This window comes from Paenibacillus oryzae (genome assembly GCF_001675045.1).
Lineage (GTDB): Bacteria > Bacillota > Bacilli > Paenibacillales > Paenibacillaceae > Pristimantibacillus > Pristimantibacillus oryzae.
In genome coordinates this window covers 1-15,597 of the sequence record NZ_LYPA01000072.1, presented here as the reverse complement: position 1 = coordinate 15,597, position 15,597 = coordinate 1, and the positions used below count along the sequence as shown (strand labels likewise).

Sequence of the window (15,597 nt, the reverse complement as noted above, 5' to 3'; positions counted from 1 at the left end):
TTGTACGATGAAACGTACAAAGTATAGAAAAAGAGGCGTATCGCTCGCGATATTGTACGATGAAACGTACAAAGTATAGAAAAAGAGACGTCTCGCTCGTGATATTGTACGATGAAACGTACAAAGTATAGAAAAAGAGACGTCTCGCTCGCGATTTTGTACGATGAAACGTACAAAGTATAGGAAAAGAGACGGCTCGTTCGCGATTTTGTACGATGAATCGTACAAAGTATAGAAAAAGAGGCGTATCGCTCGCGATTTTGTACGATGAAACGTACAAAGCATAGAAAAAGAGACGGCTCGCTCGTGATTTTGTTCGATGAATCGTACAAAATCGCGATCAAGGGGCAGCGAGCCCAAAAGGTGTGTAAAAAGGAGTATAAATATGAAGTCTCAAAGGAACGGACTAACCACAACCAGCAGCAGCGCAGACAACAGCACAGGTAACAGCACAGGTAACGGCACAGACAACAGCGCAGACAACAGAGCATGCAGCGGCGCAGCGAGCCCTGAGCGCGGACAAACCATTTGGCTAACCGGCTTGTCCGGCGCGGGAAAAAGCACGATTGCTTCTGCTTTGGCCGAAGCGCTTCGCAGCAAAGGAACTGCCGTGGAGTGGCTGGATGGCGATGAGCTAAGGAAAAGATTAGGCTCCGGATTGGGATTTAGCCGGGCTGACCGCTTTGAAAATATCGCCCGGGCCGTCTATCTGGCGGATATGCTGAACCGGCATGGCGTAACCGTTATCGCTTCGCTTATTAGTCCTTACCGGGAAATGAGGCAATATGCAAGGCAAACGCTGCCCGGTTTTGTGGAGGTATATGTGGATTGCCCGATGGAGGAGTGCGAGCGGCGCGACGTCAAAGGTTTGTATGCCAAAGCGCGCCGTGGCGAAATTGCCTCTTTTACAGGCATTTCCGATCCTTACGAGTCCCCGGAGTTTCCCGAGCTGATACTCAAAACCGCAGAGCTGACGGTTTCGGAATGTGTCGAAGCGCTGCTCGGCCTGACGTATGTCCCAAGCTGAAACCCACCATCAGGGAGGCATTAATTATGCTGAAATCATTAGAAGCCATTCAGCGCTACCGCACCAGCGGCTTATCCTCGGGGGATGCCGATAATCATCCTTGGCTCCGGTATTTGATAAGCGCAGAGGAACGAATTGTCAACGTGGAGCGAATCAAGTCGCTGCGCGAGCTTGCCGAAGGCAATCATGTGCTGGATTATGTGGAGCGAACCTTGACTTTGCTTGACCAGCTCCCTCTATCCTTCTGGATCAAGGAGCTGTTGGAGGAGGTTTTGATCTGGTGTGAAACGGCCAAAGGCGGAACGGTGCGAGAACGGATACTCTGGCAGCAGGAGGGCATTAATTGCCGTGTACACAATATTGGCTCCGCCCAGCTGTATCGCAGGATAAAAGGGGACGGCTCCCCCCGTGCGGAAATCGTTGCCGCACTTATTGAAGGGCATGGTCTCGTTGGGCAGCAAATACGCGGCGAGGTGCCTCCTTCGGATGGACTTATGCTGTCCCGGCTTGCTCATACGGGCATGCTGACGCCAGGCGAGCTGGCCCATGTTGTGGATAATCTGACTTATTGCGTGATCGGCGCCGTTTCCGGCGAGTTATGGGAGGCGGCAAAAACGGAGGCTTATGCCATCATTGCATCAATCGCGCGGCATGGCTGCGACGTGCCGGATGATCTGCGGGAGCGCTTCAAACGAATGCGTCACGGTGCAATAAGCAAAGGGGAAAATTTTGACGCTATATACGATAAGCTGGAGCAGGAGGAGAGCTTGAGCAGCAAGCTTACTCCGTTGCAGAACAAAACGTTCTGGTATGCAGAACCCGCTCTTCAGCATTTTTCATTGGGCCATTTTCTGAAAATCATGACCTCTATTGCGGCGGAGCCGGGGCTTGGCGATATCAGGCATATCAGTCTGGAAAAAACGATGGCTTCCATGTATTACGACTACCGCGGAGCCAAAAAAATCAATGTCTACAAGCTTAGAATGATCGAGCATTATTTGAACGGAGAAGACTCCGAATCGCAAGGACGGCATCTCTCTGTCAAGCTGGAGAGGCAGGATGGAGCGCCGGATACGCTGTTTTTCGAGTTTGTTTTTTCCCCGGCTGCAGATAAGCTGATACAGTTTTGCATGGAAGCGGAAAAATCGCCGCTGTACGAGCAGGCTGTCCTGATGCTGTTTGACTTGTTTGGCTTGCGCAGAGACGCCTATGACCGTTTTCATAATGAAGAAACGTATTTGTCCGATATGAACAGCTCGGTGGATTACAAAAGGGTGCTGCTGAACTATGTGGCAGGCCAAAGAGTAGTAGATATCGGTCCTGGCGGAGGCGTGCTGCTGGATCTGCTGGAGGAGGAGCTGCCCAGCGTTCAGCCTCTGGGCATTGATATTGCCGCCAATGTCGTCGACGCGCTAATTCGAAAAAAACAGCTGGAGGGCAGACGCTGGGAGGTGCGGCAGGGCGATGCGCTAAAGCTGGACGAGCTGCTGGGAGAAGGCGGGGCGGATACGGTTATCTTTTCATCCATTCTGCATGAGCTGTATTCCTATATTCCCTACGAGGGGGCAAAATTCAATCTGCGCACAGTGAAGGCCGCGCTGCAAAGCGCATTCCGGGCATTGGCTCCCGGGGGCCGCATACTTATACGCGATGGCATTATGAGCGAGCCGGACGGCACGCGGAAAATTGTTTTTTTGCAGGAAGACGGCATGTCCTGGCTGGAGCGGTATAGCCGGGATTTTAAAGGCAGAGCTATTCAATACACCAAGGTAGCGCCTAATGAAGCTTTAATGCCGGTGAACGATGCCATGGAGTTTCTGTATACCTATACATGGGGGGAAGAGGCCTATGTGCATGAGGTGCAGGAGCAATTTGGCTATTTAACCTTAAGCCAATATGAGGCGCTGATTCAGGAGCTTTTTGGCGAGGATGCCGTTATTTTGGAAAGCCGCGCTTATTTGCAGGAGGGTTATACGGAGGCGCTGCGGGAAAAGGTGCGTTTATACGATGGCGATGGGAAAGAGACGCCTTTGCCGGATAGCACCTGCCTGCTCATTATAGAAAAACGAAAATAAAGCTCGACAGCAAACCCATCTAACGGATGGCATTAAAAGGCTGTTAAAAGAGCCGCTTATCCACCTGGACAATTGATTAGTATGTCCGATAGGATAAGCGGCTTTTGGACTTGCTTATGCGTGATGGAAACCTAGCAGCTATTATGCCTGCTACTGAGATGAGCGCTAAGCAATTATTGGTTTTGCATGCGAGATGCCAGCAGCGAAGAGGTTATTTTTATAGCAGGCGAGACGGCTGCTCAACGTCTTAGCTGCGATGTTAAATGATGTCGGAGCTTCGACGACTATATCTCGCTCCAGGTGATCGTCAATTCTATGATTTTGTCATCCGAGGCGGCTGTTTTCCCTCCAATGATCGACCAGGAATGCCCTCTGGCTTCATCTTCACACTGAAGAATGATATTTCGTTCGTCAACAAATTGGCTGTCCATACTAATCTGCAAGCCTTCAAAATAGTCCTTGTACAGCTTCACGATGCTGTCCATATCCTGTTCTGACGTTAAAATAAGCAGCGCAGCTTTTTTGCCGTCATTCTGAGAGGACTGTGAAGTGCCGATTACGGCATCAGACGGAAGCGGAAAGTCTGAAGGAAGATACTCGGGAAGCTTGGCGTCTTTACTGTTTTGCTCCTGCGAATCGTCGTCGGTAGAAGGGGCTGTAGGCTGAGCTGTCGCCTCCGAAGCAGGCGTGGAAGCTGTCGGCCCGCTTTCTTTGCCGCTGCAAGCGCTCAGCATTAAGGCCAGACAAATCAAAGCCAATGCTGTTGTGCTCAATAAATGTGTTGTGTTTTTTTTCATTGGAATCACTCCTGCTCCATGTTGTTACTGTTGCACAAAAGGAAAATTCCCCCTCGTTTTTTTACCCTATCATGTCCTCAAAGCGGCCTCAAGGTGCTTATTTCATAAATTCATTCCCCTCTCTAAGACCTCTGAACTGTTACCTCAGTAACAAATTTCGTCCTGATGAACGTTATATTTTAAATGTTGACATGATGGGTAAAATGGTATATATTAAATTTCATAAGTTACATAACAAGTGTTATTTAAAAGAAAAGGGGGATATAACCGATGCCGCCTGCTATCAAAATAACAAAGGAAGCTATTTCGGAATCAGCCTTTCAGTTAACGCGTGAAAGCGGCATTCAGGCCGTTAATGCGCGCGAATTGGCCAAACGGCTAGGCTGCTCGACGCAACCGATTTTTCGCGTCTATGAGAATATGGAGCAGCTTAAGCAAGAGCTTTACCGGCGAGCGGAAGCTGCGTATGAGGGGCACTTAAATGAAGGGATGAATCATCCCATTCCTTTCCTTGGCATCGGGCTTGCCTATATCGATTTTGCGCAAAGGGAGAAAAATTTGTTCAAGCTGCTTTTTATGTCCGAGCATTACGAGGTGAAAAGCGTGTTTGATATGGTCCAAGGCGATGACAATGATGCGGTTGTGGGCATGATAGCGGCGCAGAGCGGGCTTGACATGGAATCCGCCCGACGGCTGTTTGTAAACACCTGGCTTATAACACACGGCATTGCATCTTTGAGCGCCACCAATACGTTTGATCTCGACAAAGCTGAAACGGAGAACATTTTGAAGGATACATTTTTAAGCTTGAATATGTACTTGAAAAGCAAGCAGCCTCCTCCACCGGACGAGTAGAAGGGCAAGGAGGATAAAGAAGATTTGAGAAGTTAAATAAAATATTGACACATCGTACATTGAGGAGCATCAGACATGTCCATTAACCCATCCACTACAACAGGCACTAAAACAACCGAACAAATAACGGCTTCCGCAGGAAAAAAGAGACGCGTTTTGCCCATTTCCATCTTTTATGCGTTTTTGATTATGGTATTTCCGGTAGCCGCAGGGACAATCTCTACCATTATGGAAACAGGGGAGACGCAAACGATTTGGATTCAGGCGGGGTTTACCTTCCTGTCGGCGGCGGTTGGTATTGCCCTGATGGCCAAGTCCTCCTATTCCCTCAAAGAATACGGCTTTACGGGAATGACCAGGCAAGCCAAGGTCAATGCAGCCTGGTTTCTTCCTCTCCTGGCGGTTGAGGCCTTTAGCTTCCTGCCGGGCTTCCGTGAAAATGTCACTACAGGTTATTTCATTGCGGTTGTGTTGTTTACTTTGTTAGTAGGCATTAATGAAGAGGTTTATTTCCGTGGATTGATACTGAAGCGGCTTGGGGAAAAAGGAATCCGTTATGCCGCAATCGTTTCGTCTGTGCTGTTTGGCGTCGTCCATCTTGTCAACGTAGTCGGCGGCGCAGATTTGACCTATACGGGCCTGCAAATTGTTTTTGCTGCTTTGTTTGGCTTTGTATGCGCCGAGCTGGTTATTTTGACCAAAAGCTTGATTCCCGTTATTCTTTGGCACTTCATCCATGATTGTATCGGCTATGTGACCGTTGGCGAAATAACGACACCCGCCTTGATCTCCGTGATCATTCAGATTGTACTGATGCTGGCCTACAGCGTATACTTATGGAAAAAAATCAGGAAGGTGAATGTAGCGTGAAGCTTTCCGTCTTTTTTCATCATATTGAAACGGCCGCAAAGCAGAGGGGAATATCATTGCCGGAAATGGTAAAAGAAACCCGCAGCTACGGTATTGAAGCTGTTGAGGTGGATTATGCCGCAGCGTCGCAGGACATTGCAGGCTTAAAAAGCATGCTGGATGATGCTGGCATGGGCGTTGCATGTGTATATGGCTTTTTCCGGTTTGGTGAAAAGAGGGATTCCGCTCCCGGCCTTGCCTTTCTGGATGCGGCTGCTGCCCTTGGGGCTGACAAGGTGCTTGTGATCCCCGGCTTTATCGGGGGGGACGCTTCGCAGGAGGAGAGAAGCCATTCACTGCAAGGCATGGCTGCTGCGTTGAAGGATATGTGCCAGCATGGAGCAAGACAAGGCATCACGGTGACGATGGAGGATTTCGACGATGCCAGCGCTCCGTTCTCCACCAGCGATGAGCTGTTATGGTTTCTGGAGGCTGTGCCGGACCTCCGAATAACCTTTGATACCGGAAATTTTATTTATCGCGGCGAGGATGTCCTTGAGGCTTATGGCAAGCTTAGGGAGCACGTCGTACATGTACATTGCAAGGACCGCTCTTTGGATGCAGGGAACGGCGGAGCACCCAAGCTTTGCGTTGACGGGACGAAGCTGTACCCGTCTCCGGTTGGCGATGGATGTATTCCGCTTGCGGACCTTGTAGACAGGTTCAAGGAGAGCGGCTATCCAGGTACTTATGCCATTGAACACTTCGATGCCGTAGATCAATCACACTATATGAAGCAATCTGCGGAGTGGTTAAAGATAAGGCTTGGCTTGTAGGCCGCCACTTGTAGGCCGCCAAAGGAACGGAAATTATACGAAACGGGAAAAGCCTGGGTATGCTGTTAAAATAGCATGTCCAGGCTTTTTAATCGGTCTCAGATATGTTTTGAATAATGCTTATCAATGGAACAAAGTTAAAGCAGGCGTGCTTCTTTATAACGGCGCGGATGAGCTGGATTTGTCCGCCGCATTCGATACGTATGGCGCTTCCGGTACAACAAACACCATAACGGTTTCCAGCAAAAATGAAGCCATCGTAACGAAACACGGCTTGAACCTGGTCGCACGTCATCAGATAGAAGACCTGCCGACGCTCACAAAAATGATTGTTGTTGGCGCTAATGCCGAATCTGAAGCTGCTGCGGATATTGAACAATGGAATAACAGCGGCAGTCATGCAAAACTGATGTTTTTGCATCGCGGGATGTCAGGCCGTTTTGCTATGGACCCTGCATTTGAGGATCTGGCAAAACAAGAGGATGTCCAAACTGCAAAATTTGCCGCAAAGCGGCTTGAATATCGCGCCACCGACCAGCTGAAGCTGGAGGGACGGCCTTTCTCCTTAGAAGCATATGGAGTAACGGCTATGCTCTGTATGTTGTCCTTGCTTGCTGCTTGGCTCATCGATAGACGATTTTTCGGTAGAAAAAAGAGATAGCTTGTTCATCAAGCGAACATTCGAAAAATCAGCCACAGAAGACTAGCTCTGCTGCAAAGAGCTATCAGACCGCAGTATTATCTGGGACTTTAGTCGGAGAAATACTTTGATGCTCACTTTTTGGTATATGTTTGACGATTTATTAGGTATGATTAGAAAGAAATAGGCATGAAAATTGAAAAGGAGATGATGTTTGTGAGCATCAAAGAGGAATTAAGAGGGAAAAACATCGTTATTCCCGAAAATCCGGTGTCAAATTTCCTGTTCAACAACACCAGATCCGGTCTTATTTGGCTTGTTGTACGGTTGTACCTCGGATATGCGTGGGTGACGGCAGGTTGGGGGAAAGTGACAAATCCAAAGTGGGTTGGAGCAGAAGCGGGAACAGGCTTGACGGGGTTTATAAACGGAGCAATCGGCAAAGCGGCTGACGGAAAGGATGTTTCGGGCTGGTATGCTTCATTCCTTGAAAACATGGTGCTGCCCAACGCCAAGGTTTTTTCGTATATGGTTGCATTTGGCGAGCTTCTGGTAGGACTTGGCCTGATTTTGGGCCTGCTGACTGGCGTCGCAGCGTTTTTTGGCGCGTTTATGAACGCAAGCTTCCTGTTTGCGGGTACGCTCAGCACAAACCCGCTGTTGTTTATTTTGGCGACATGGCTCGTATTGGCCTGGAAGGTGGCAGGCTGGTATGGCCTTGACCGCTGGGCGCTTCCGCTGCTTGGCACGCCTTGGAGCCGAAAGCGATAAGTCAAACGTTGCAAAAATAAATGTATAGTTGTGAATGCATGGGGCTGCTGCTGTAATATATACCACAAACGTTATGGTATAACAGCACTTGCAAGCCAGCATTGACAAACCAGCAAAAGCGCCGCACCTTGCTTCATTATGAAGCCGGTACGACGCTTTTTGCTTTCCTTTTATCCCATTCCCGTTTCCGGTTTTATAGCAGCCTTTCTTTGACCAGCCGCCGCACGACGCCATTTCATCTGCGAAACCAGCAGTCCCCCGATCGCCAACGCAGCTCCAAGTCCGCTCATAACCGTTATTTTTTCGCCCAAAACCAACAAGGCAGTTATAATCGCGATGACGGGCACGGTGTAAATATAAGCGCTCGTTCTAACAACGCCAAGCAGCTGAACGGCTTTACCCCAGGTGACAAAGCACAGGGCGGAGGCTCCCAGGCCCAGAAACAACAGATTGCCTAGAGGAATCGGCTGAAGCAGATTGCCGCTGTTCCAATAAAAGCCGGACCATAACGGAATCGGAGTCATAAACAGCAAACCATACATGAAGATACGCCTTGTCGACTGGATGGCGTGAAAGTCAAAGCCGTTTATTTTTTTGACAAGCACCGAATAAACGGACCAAACAAGCGCCGCTAGCACCGCCAGCAAATCTCCCAGAGGGTTAATGCGCAGTTCTGCGTTTCCGCTGAAGCTGATCAGAAAAACGCCGATAATCGCAATGGCAAAGCCGATAAAAAAGCGCCGTCCCGGTTTCTCGCCATCTCCGACCCAATAAGAAAGAAGCGCGGTTGTAAAAGGCGACGTGGATAGAATAACGCTAATATTGGAGGTGTAGGAGTAGGTCAGCGCGATATTTTCCAATAAAAAATATAGCGTAACTCCGCATAATCCGGCAGCGGCAAAATAAAGCTCCTTCTTGCGGTCGCCGACCTTCAGCCTCCGGGGCAGCACAAGGTACAAGGCCAGCCAGCCTAATGCAAACCGTGCGGCCAATATTTCCACCGGGCCTAAATAGTCCAGTAAAACCTTGGTGGAAACAAAGGTAGTCCCCCAGATCAAAATCGTGAGGATAGCTGCGGCATGTCCCGCGATTGTTGTGCTATTTTTCATGATTGTCCTTTCTCAGTGCTGCTCTATATCCCGTTTAATTAATAGCTCGCTTGCCGCTGCTGGGCTACTGCTGGGCTGCTGCCTCTGATCGATAAAAACGTTCATATATTGCTTGGGCGTAAGGCCTATAAGCTTTTTGAAAAAGTTGGAGAAATGGCTTTGATCGGAAAAGCCGGTCAGCATGGCTGCTTCCATAGGCCCCACGCCTTGCTCCAGCAGCTTTTTGGCCTTGTCCACGCGAATGGTTTCCAGATAGCTGTACGGGGAAATGCCTTTTTGCTTGGAGAACTGGCGAATCAAATAAAATTTGCTAAGCCCGCTCAACGCGCTTAAGTCATCCAGCGCAATGGTTTCAGCATAATGACTTTCCAGATATCTGCATACCTTTTCAATTTCCGAGCTGCATGGGGAGGAGGGACACGCCTCGCGAGGTTCGGCATACTCCAGAATCAATTGCTCCAGCAGCAGCAAATACAGCTCTTCCTTTCGAAAATCCCGCTCTTCCGCCATAACGATCTGATGCAGCTCCTTCAAGGCGGGAACCAGCTCGTTGCGAAAAGCAACCTGCGGCGCAAACACCGGCAGATAGGCTTCGCCCGTAATTTCCCGTACTGCTGCCATCATGGCCTCCGGCTGTATGTTCAGGCTGCGGTAATCAAGCGGCGAGCCGTCGATTTGCTCGCAGGCATGATTATCCCGCGGATTAAACAGCATCAAATCGCCGGGATGAATCGTATATTCCTTGTTCAGGCAAGTCAAATAACGGCTGCCGCTTTCTACAAAGCCGATGACATAATAATCGTGAAAGTGATTAGGAAATTTTTGCATGATACCCTGAAAATGATAAGCTTCAACTTTAATATCTGCGTCGTATACAACGGTTCTTGATTCATTCGCCATCCGGTCAATCTTCATTCCCTTCCGTTCTCCTGACGTTAAGTGTACCTTATTATGGGCGGGAATTCTTGTATCATATTGCTCACCATGCATAACCAAAGTATTTTGAAAACAGACGCGTTTGAGGTTTGCCTGTTTGTTACGGCCATGATATGGTAAATGCAAAAACAGGAGGGGGAGAGTGCAATGAAGGAAGGCAATCCGTATATCAATCAATCCGTCCGGCTGGAGCCGACGGGAAGCGGCGGCCTGGATGGTCTTGTGTTTGCCGTCAAGGATGTTTTTGCTATAACGGGGCATGCCGCATCGGCAGGCAATCCCGATTGGCTGGATACGCATAAGGCGGCGGAAGCAACCGCCCCAGCGATTGAGAAATTGCTCGCAAACGGAGCTGCCATGGAAGGCGTAACGATAACCGATGAGCTGATGTATAGCATTAATGGTGAAAATGCGCATTACGGAACACCCGTCAATCCTGCCGCTCCCGGACGCATACCCGGCGGCTCCTCCAGCGGTTCAGCCTCCGCCGTTGCCTCCTGCCTGGCCGACTTCGCGCTTGGTACGGATACCGGGGGTTCGGTGCGCGTGCCGTCCGCCCTTTGCGGCTTGTACGGCATCCGGCCTACCCACGGTATGGTGGACACAACAGGTCTCATACCGCTTGCGCCAAGCTTTGATACAATCGGATGGATGGCGCGGGATGCGGCGACGCTGCAAAAGGTTGGCGAGGCGCTGCTTGGACCACGAAGCTTACCCTCAAACAAGCCGTTTCAAAGCATGGTGCTAGGCGTTGACCTCTGGGAGCTGTGCGAGCCGGAGACGCAGAGCGTGCTAACGGACTTTCTGGAAAGCTGGCCGCCCGCATTCAGAATAGCTAATAAAAAAAGAAACATAATTGTGGCGGAGGAAGGGCTTACGGCCTGGATGGATACGTTCCGCCATATTCAAGCCATTGAGGCGTGGGAGCAGCATGGGGATTGGATCTCTGCGGCTAAGCCTTCTTTTGGGCCGGGTATCGCGGAGCGTTTCCAATGGGCCTCGGCTTTGTCCAGAACGGAATGTGATGGATTTTTTGCCAAGCGCCAGGCCATTGCCGAGCGAATGAACGAATTGCTGGCTGACGATGCTTTATTGGTTGTGCCGACCGTACCCGGCGCGGCCCCGCTTCGCGGTTTGGGAGGCGAAGCTGTGGAGCAAAATCGGTCGCGCACGCTGCAACTGAGCTGTCCCGCCGGACTGGCGGGATTGCCTCAGGTCACAGTTCCGGTCACCGGCCCGGGCGGATTGCCGGTTGGTTTGTCTTTTATTGCGGGACGCGGACAAGACCTCCGTTTGCTGCACTGGCTTAACAGCCAGTTAATAAAAACCGTTTAGCCCGTCCGTCGTTTTTCCCGATATTGGCCGGGCGTGACGCCTTCCTGCTTGCGAAAGGAACGAATGAAATTTTGCGGATTGGTGTAGCATAGCTTAGCGGCGATATCCTTGATCGGGATTTCGCTGGTTTCCAGCCATTTGCGGGCCATCTGGAAGCGGTACATCGTCAAGTATTCGCTGAAGGAATGGCCCGTTTCTTTGCGAAAAACGCTGCTTAAATAATTGGCGTTGTAATGAAGGCGCTGCGCACACTCCTCCAGCGTCAAATCCGTATCGTAGCAGCGCTGGATCAGGTCGATGATTTGTTCAGACAAATTATGGTATTGCTCCGCCTGGCGATCCTTGAAAATGCGGACAAGCGGGTAAACCGCCATTGTCCAGAACCAATCCTCGATTTCCGCAGCTGTGCGGATTTCCAGTAATTCCTCCAGCAGTGAAACGCCGTGGGGATGAATTTGCGACAGGCTGATGCCGGATTCCTGCATAACGATCAGCAGGTTGTTTAACAGCCGGGCAAGCGGAATCTGATATTCATGCGGCGCAAGCTCCGCCGCAAATACGGCTTGCATGAAGGCTCGCACCAATTCCTTTGCTTTTTCCTTGTCGGCAAGCCGTATTGCATCTATTAGCTCGCTTTCAATATGCAGCGGATAGCCTGGGCTGAGGTAAGGCTTGCCCGCATTGATATTGGCGTAAGGGATAATGATGCCGCCTCCCAGCTTGATACGCTGCTTCAATGCCTCGCATGCCTCGCGATAGGAAGCAGCAAGCAATGACAGCGAGTCAAAGGGGAGGCTGATGCCGATACTGACCTCAACGCCCAGGAAGCTGTCGATTTTCCCCTGCATGCGCTCGGTAAGCTCGTAGGTCATATTGCCGAAGTCTTCATTCTCCTGAATATCGCTGCCGATGACAACCACAATCATTTGATCCATAATGACCGGATGAAGACGGAGATGCTCCGGAATGAGCTCCTCCAGCATATTGTGCACGGCGAACAGAAGCAGCTCCTGGTCTTCCCGGGAATAGCGGCTATCCTCGGAATAATCGATTTGGAGCGCTACGGTTGCCATCGATTTCCATTGGTCAAGCTGCTCGCCATACCCGAACTGCTCCAGTTTGTCGTTAATTTCATGCGGCTTGATGCTGCCATGGCAAGCGCGAATCAGAAAAAAAGCGCGCACCTGCGGCACATGCTGGCGAAGCTCCGATTCAAGCGCTGTTTGCGATTGAAACAAATGGGATACGCGGTCTGCAATCGCTTGAAACTCATTGGCTTGAGGCTTGTTTAGCTGGCCCCCGCGTTCTCCCAGCTGAAGCAGCAATCGGCGGATGGGGGAATACATGCGGCGCGAGCCCGCCCAGGCAAACAACAAGGAAAGCGCAAGCAGAACCAGACAAATATAAAGAGCGTAGCTGCCGATAGAATCGGCTTGCTTCGTCATGCTTGCTACCGATGTAGCCGACAGGTAAATCCAGTCGTTCAAGCCCGAACGGTAATACGATATGGAATAATTTGCTTTGCCGATCATGGCTGTAAAATGCCCCTCAGCACCATCCAGACTGGAGGGATAAATGCCGGCCTCCGAAGCGGGTTTGCCTATAAGCGCCTGATCGGAATGCAGCAAAATCCGGTATTGCTCGTCAAGGATCATCATGCCGGAATCGTCGCCCGCATCCTGTACAAGCAGCTCCAGCAGACTGCAGGCGGGAATATTGGCAAGCGCCAGCCCGAATTGATCGCTGCCTGTTGCCGGCAGCTTTTTGACCAGGCTTATATTATAGGCGCAGCCCGCAGTTCCCGCAGCTTCCTCGCTGTAAAACCATTCCGCCGGCGTCAGCATCCAGCCGCTTCCGTTCTTGTCCTCCGCAAGGCGGCTCAGCTCGTTTACATAAGGATATTGCTCAAGGGCGTACAGCCCCGAATTTTTGACCAGCCAGTTATGCCGCTGGTTCATCAGCACAACATCGGAGAGTCTCGTCTCAAAGGTTTGCATATAGCGGATTTCACTGCGCAAATTATCGTAGATGACGAAATCGGCTGGCGCCAGCGGCTGCGCCAATGCGGTTTTCATCACAGTGGAATGAACCACCTGATTCAAGGTGTGGTTGACAGTTGTCAATTTCTGCTCTACATTGGAGTTGATTTGCATGAGCAGCTGCATTTTTCCTGCATTTACATTTTTATGGATTTCGTTCGTTGTGGTAACGTAGGCATAAGCGCCAATAAAAAGGACGGGAATGGAAGCTAGAAGAAAACCAAATATAGTAAGCTTGCTCAAAAAACTTAATGGCTTCAGGATCATCACCATACCCTTCCTAACAGAAAATCATTCCGTTATAATCATTTTAGTAAACGCATACATTTTGGGCAACAATCATCTTTGCCATCGAATAATCATTATCTCTGGTCCTGTTTTGAGAGTCTTATAGAAGGGGGATTGCGAATGATCAAGTCCTTGTACGACGGCGCCTTGCGAAGACTGTTTCTGTGGATAGCCGTGACGCTTGCGGCGGTAATGCTGGCCGCTTGCACTTCACAAGCAAGTATTGTTGCTGACCGTGCCTCTCGTCAGAATCCAGTTATATCCATCATGGCGCCGCTGCATTTTCCGAACGCGCCGAGCAAGGAAGTGATGGACAAGCTGGAGGGTCTTACTGGCGTTCAGCTGGATGTAACGTGGGTAGGGGACGGCATTTACACGGACAAAATGTATACGGCTCTTTCCACGGGATCACTCAAAAATGTGACATTTATCAAACATACGGATTATATGATGGTGAAAAATGCTATTCGCGATGAAGTCTTTTGGGAAATTGGTCCTTATCTGGAGCGTTTTCCGAATTTGCGACATTTGGACGACCGGATTTTGAATCAGGCCGCCGTTGACGGGCGAATATATGGCCTTTATACGGAAAGGCCTTCTTCAAGGCAAGGCATCATTCTGCGCGAGGACTGGCTGGACAAGCTGGGCCTGCCAAAACCATCAACGCTGGATGAGCTGTACGAAACGCTTCGGCAATTTACAACGATGGACCCTGACGGCAATGGACTTAACGATACCATCGGCTTGACAGACCGCAATGATCTCGTATACGGCGCATTCAAAACGTTAAGCTCTTACTTCGGCGCGCCAAACAATTGGGGAGTCGGAGAAAACGGGGTTTTTCCCGAATTTGATACGGCGGCATACCGGAATACGATGGATTTTATGAAAAGGTTATATGACGAAGGATTAATCAATTCGGATTTTGCCGTAGCGAGCAAGGATATTCAGCGTTACCAGATTATTACGGGAGCGGCTGGAGCCTATATCGGGAGCATGACCGATGTCCAGCGCATTCAGGATGAAGCCAGGGAGCTTAATCCTTCGGCCAGATTTACTCTCGTGAACCGGATTGCAGGCCCCGACGGCTTCCGCGTCTGGTCGATCCCTAATTACAACGGGCTGTACCTGTTTTCAAAAAAAGCGATTAAAACAGAGGAGGAGCTGCTACAGCATCTTGCTTTTTTTGACCGTACGATGGATAAGGAGGTTGCGAATTTGCTGCGTTTTGGCATTGAGGATGTCCATTACAAGCAAATAAACGGCTTGGTTCGATTGTCGGAGGAAACGACCCAGCTCCGCGTAAACGAGGTTAATGCGCTTTATGCGCTTATGATTGCGGATGTAAGCAACCCCAATATTATGAAGGTGGAAAAGCAGGAATATATGCTGGAGCAGGCGGAGCGGCTTAGTGCCGACAATGAAAAGTTTATTGTGAACGACCCCACCTTGGGGCTGGATTCAAAAACCTATGATGAAAAAAGCCCCGAGCTGTATAAAATCATCAGGGACGCTACCTATAAATATATGCTGGGACAGCTCAGTCCCGAAGGCTTCGATGCAGAGGTAGCCCGCTGGAAGCGCAGCGGGGGAGAGGACATGATGAAGGAATACAGCGAGGCTTATTTTGGCCAGGATTAATTCAGACAGCAATAATCTGGGACATTGGAGAGCCCCTTGCTCTGTAGGTGAAAGATATAATGTGCTGCGCTCCTCTTCGGGCGACCGTGACAAACGGATCAGAGATACAGGGGAGCGCATGAATGTTTCCTTGCTGTGGCGTGACGGACATTTATGACCGTCAGAAGCGACTTTTTGAATAAATATAAATTGTAGCGGTCATCCATTTCCGTTACGTCTCAGATTTGCATTAAAAATTAGCTTTTTTGCTCTGTAACGGTCATGCGTGACTGTTAAAAAGTCCAGAAGCTGCAATTTAGCGTTTTTACGGACACTAAGGTCTACGCTTGACCCATAACGCTTCCTTAAATTTACAGTAAAAAGCGATAGCTGCTCAAGACGTTTTGGAACACTTGGAGT

At 49.9% G+C, this 15,597-nt stretch carries 13 protein-coding genes and 1 pseudogene; 9 read left to right on the top strand and 5 right to left on the bottom strand.

The window, feature by feature from the left end; all coding sequences use genetic code 11:
• Positions 1-385: 385 nt before the first annotated feature.
• Positions 386-1,027 carry an adenylyl-sulfate kinase gene (gene cysC / locus A7K91_RS20625; RefSeq protein ID WP_082967633.1) on the top strand — a complete coding sequence of 214 codons (642 nt, stop codon included), beginning with the start codon at positions 386-388 and terminating at the stop codon, positions 1,025-1,027.
• 26 nt (positions 1,028-1,053) lie between these two features.
• On the top strand, positions 1,054-3,102 hold the full coding sequence (locus tag A7K91_RS20620; protein ID WP_068686277.1) for a class I SAM-dependent methyltransferase: 2,049 nt from the start codon (positions 1,054-1,056) through the stop codon (positions 3,100-3,102).
• Positions 3,103-3,386: 284 nt separating this feature from the next.
• On the opposite strand, the gene A7K91_RS20615 is transcribed toward A7K91_RS20620, so the two are convergent.
• Positions 3,387-3,899 (bottom strand): hypothetical protein, encoded by a 513-nt coding sequence (locus A7K91_RS20615; RefSeq protein ID WP_082967632.1) that lies wholly within the window; start codon positions 3,897-3,899, stop codon positions 3,387-3,389.
• Positions 3,900-4,169: 270 nt separating this feature from the next.
• Here A7K91_RS20615 and A7K91_RS20610 point away from each other — a divergent pair, with 270 nt between their 5' ends.
• The 5 genes and pseudogenes from A7K91_RS20610 (at position 4,170) to A7K91_RS20590 (ending at position 7,850) form a co-directional block, all read left to right on the top strand.
• Positions 4,170-4,754: a TetR/AcrR family transcriptional regulator gene (locus tag A7K91_RS20610; RefSeq protein WP_068686275.1), complete on the top strand. Its 585-nt coding sequence runs from the start codon at positions 4,170-4,172 to the stop codon at positions 4,752-4,754.
• A 75-nt stretch (positions 4,755-4,829) separates the two neighbouring features.
• Entirely contained in the window at positions 4,830-5,624 is a 795-nt protein-coding gene (locus tag A7K91_RS20605) for a CPBP family intramembrane glutamic endopeptidase (protein WP_068686273.1), read from the top strand.
• Entirely contained in the window at positions 5,621-6,439 is an 819-nt protein-coding gene (locus tag A7K91_RS20600) for a sugar phosphate isomerase/epimerase family protein (RefSeq protein WP_068686271.1), read from the top strand. The genes A7K91_RS20605 and A7K91_RS20600 overlap by 4 nt, the downstream gene beginning before the upstream one ends.
• A 103-nt stretch (positions 6,440-6,542) precedes the next feature.
• Positions 6,543-7,100, top strand: a pseudogene (locus A7K91_RS20595) (type 1 glutamine amidotransferase family protein); the annotation flags it as partial.
• 195 nt (positions 7,101-7,295) lie between these two features.
• Positions 7,296-7,850 carry a DoxX family membrane protein gene (locus A7K91_RS20590; protein ID WP_245697725.1) on the top strand — a complete coding sequence of 185 codons (555 nt, stop codon included), beginning with the start codon at positions 7,296-7,298 and terminating at the stop codon, positions 7,848-7,850.
• 170 nt (positions 7,851-8,020) lie between these two features.
• Here A7K91_RS20590 and A7K91_RS20585 read toward each other — a convergent pair whose 3' ends face one another.
• On the bottom strand, positions 8,021-8,959 hold the full coding sequence (locus A7K91_RS20585) for a DMT family transporter (protein WP_068686269.1): 939 nt from the start codon (positions 8,957-8,959) through the stop codon (positions 8,021-8,023).
• A gap of 12 nt (positions 8,960-8,971) precedes the next feature.
• Positions 8,972-9,859: an AraC family ligand binding domain-containing protein gene (locus A7K91_RS20580; protein WP_082967640.1), complete on the bottom strand. Its 888-nt coding sequence runs from the start codon at positions 9,857-9,859 to the stop codon at positions 8,972-8,974.
• A 183-nt stretch (positions 9,860-10,042) separates the two neighbouring features.
• On the opposite strand from A7K91_RS20580, the gene A7K91_RS20575 reads away from it, so the two are divergent.
• Positions 10,043-11,230, top strand: coding sequence for an amidase (locus A7K91_RS20575; protein ID WP_068686265.1), 1,188 nt, complete (start codon positions 10,043-10,045; stop codon positions 11,228-11,230).
• Here the strand turns inward: A7K91_RS20575 and A7K91_RS20570 are convergent.
• Entirely contained in the window at positions 11,227-13,536 is a 2,310-nt protein-coding gene (locus A7K91_RS20570) for a helix-turn-helix domain-containing protein (RefSeq protein ID WP_245697723.1), read from the bottom strand. The two genes, A7K91_RS20575 and A7K91_RS20570, sit on opposite strands and share 4 nt — an antisense overlap.
• A gap of 141 nt (positions 13,537-13,677) precedes the next feature.
• On the opposite strand from A7K91_RS20570, the gene A7K91_RS20565 reads away from it, so the two are divergent.
• Positions 13,678-15,198 carry an extracellular solute-binding protein gene (locus A7K91_RS20565; protein WP_082967631.1) on the top strand — a complete coding sequence of 507 codons (1,521 nt, stop codon included), beginning with the start codon at positions 13,678-13,680 and terminating at the stop codon, positions 15,196-15,198.
• A gap of 198 nt (positions 15,199-15,396) precedes the next feature.
• Here the strand turns inward: A7K91_RS20565 and A7K91_RS26880 are convergent.
• The coding region (locus A7K91_RS26880) for a hypothetical protein (protein ID WP_211274553.1) at positions 15,397-15,597 on the bottom strand (201 nt) is incomplete at its 5' end.

Excerpts from the sequence above, each read along its gene's own strand:
- cysC (WP_082967633.1), top strand. The coding sequence starts at position 386 with ATGAAGTCTCAAAGGAACGGACTAACCACAACCAGCAGCAGCGCAGAC.
- A7K91_RS20620 (WP_068686277.1), top strand. The coding sequence starts at position 1,054 with ATGCTGAAATCATTAGAAGCCATTCAGCGCTACCGCACCAGCGGCTTA.
- A7K91_RS20615 (WP_082967632.1), bottom strand. The coding sequence starts at position 3,899 with ATGAAAAAAAACACAACACATTTATTGAGCACAACAGCATTGGCTTTG.
- A7K91_RS20610 (WP_068686275.1), top strand. The coding sequence starts at position 4,170 with ATGCCGCCTGCTATCAAAATAACAAAGGAAGCTATTTCGGAATCAGCC.
- A7K91_RS20605 (WP_068686273.1), top strand. The coding sequence starts at position 4,830 with ATGTCCATTAACCCATCCACTACAACAGGCACTAAAACAACCGAACAA.
- A7K91_RS20585 (WP_068686269.1), bottom strand. The coding sequence starts at position 8,959 with ATGAAAAATAGCACAACAATCGCGGGACATGCCGCAGCTATCCTCACG.
- A7K91_RS20580 (WP_082967640.1), bottom strand. The coding sequence starts at position 9,859 with ATGGCGAATGAATCAAGAACCGTTGTATACGACGCAGATATTAAAGTT.
- A7K91_RS20575 (WP_068686265.1), top strand. The coding sequence starts at position 10,043 with ATGAAGGAAGGCAATCCGTATATCAATCAATCCGTCCGGCTGGAGCCG.
- A7K91_RS20570 (WP_245697723.1), bottom strand. The coding sequence starts at position 13,536 with ATGATCCTGAAGCCATTAAGTTTTTTGAGCAAGCTTACTATATTTGGT.
- A7K91_RS20565 (WP_082967631.1), top strand. The coding sequence starts at position 13,678 with ATGATCAAGTCCTTGTACGACGGCGCCTTGCGAAGACTGTTTCTGTGG.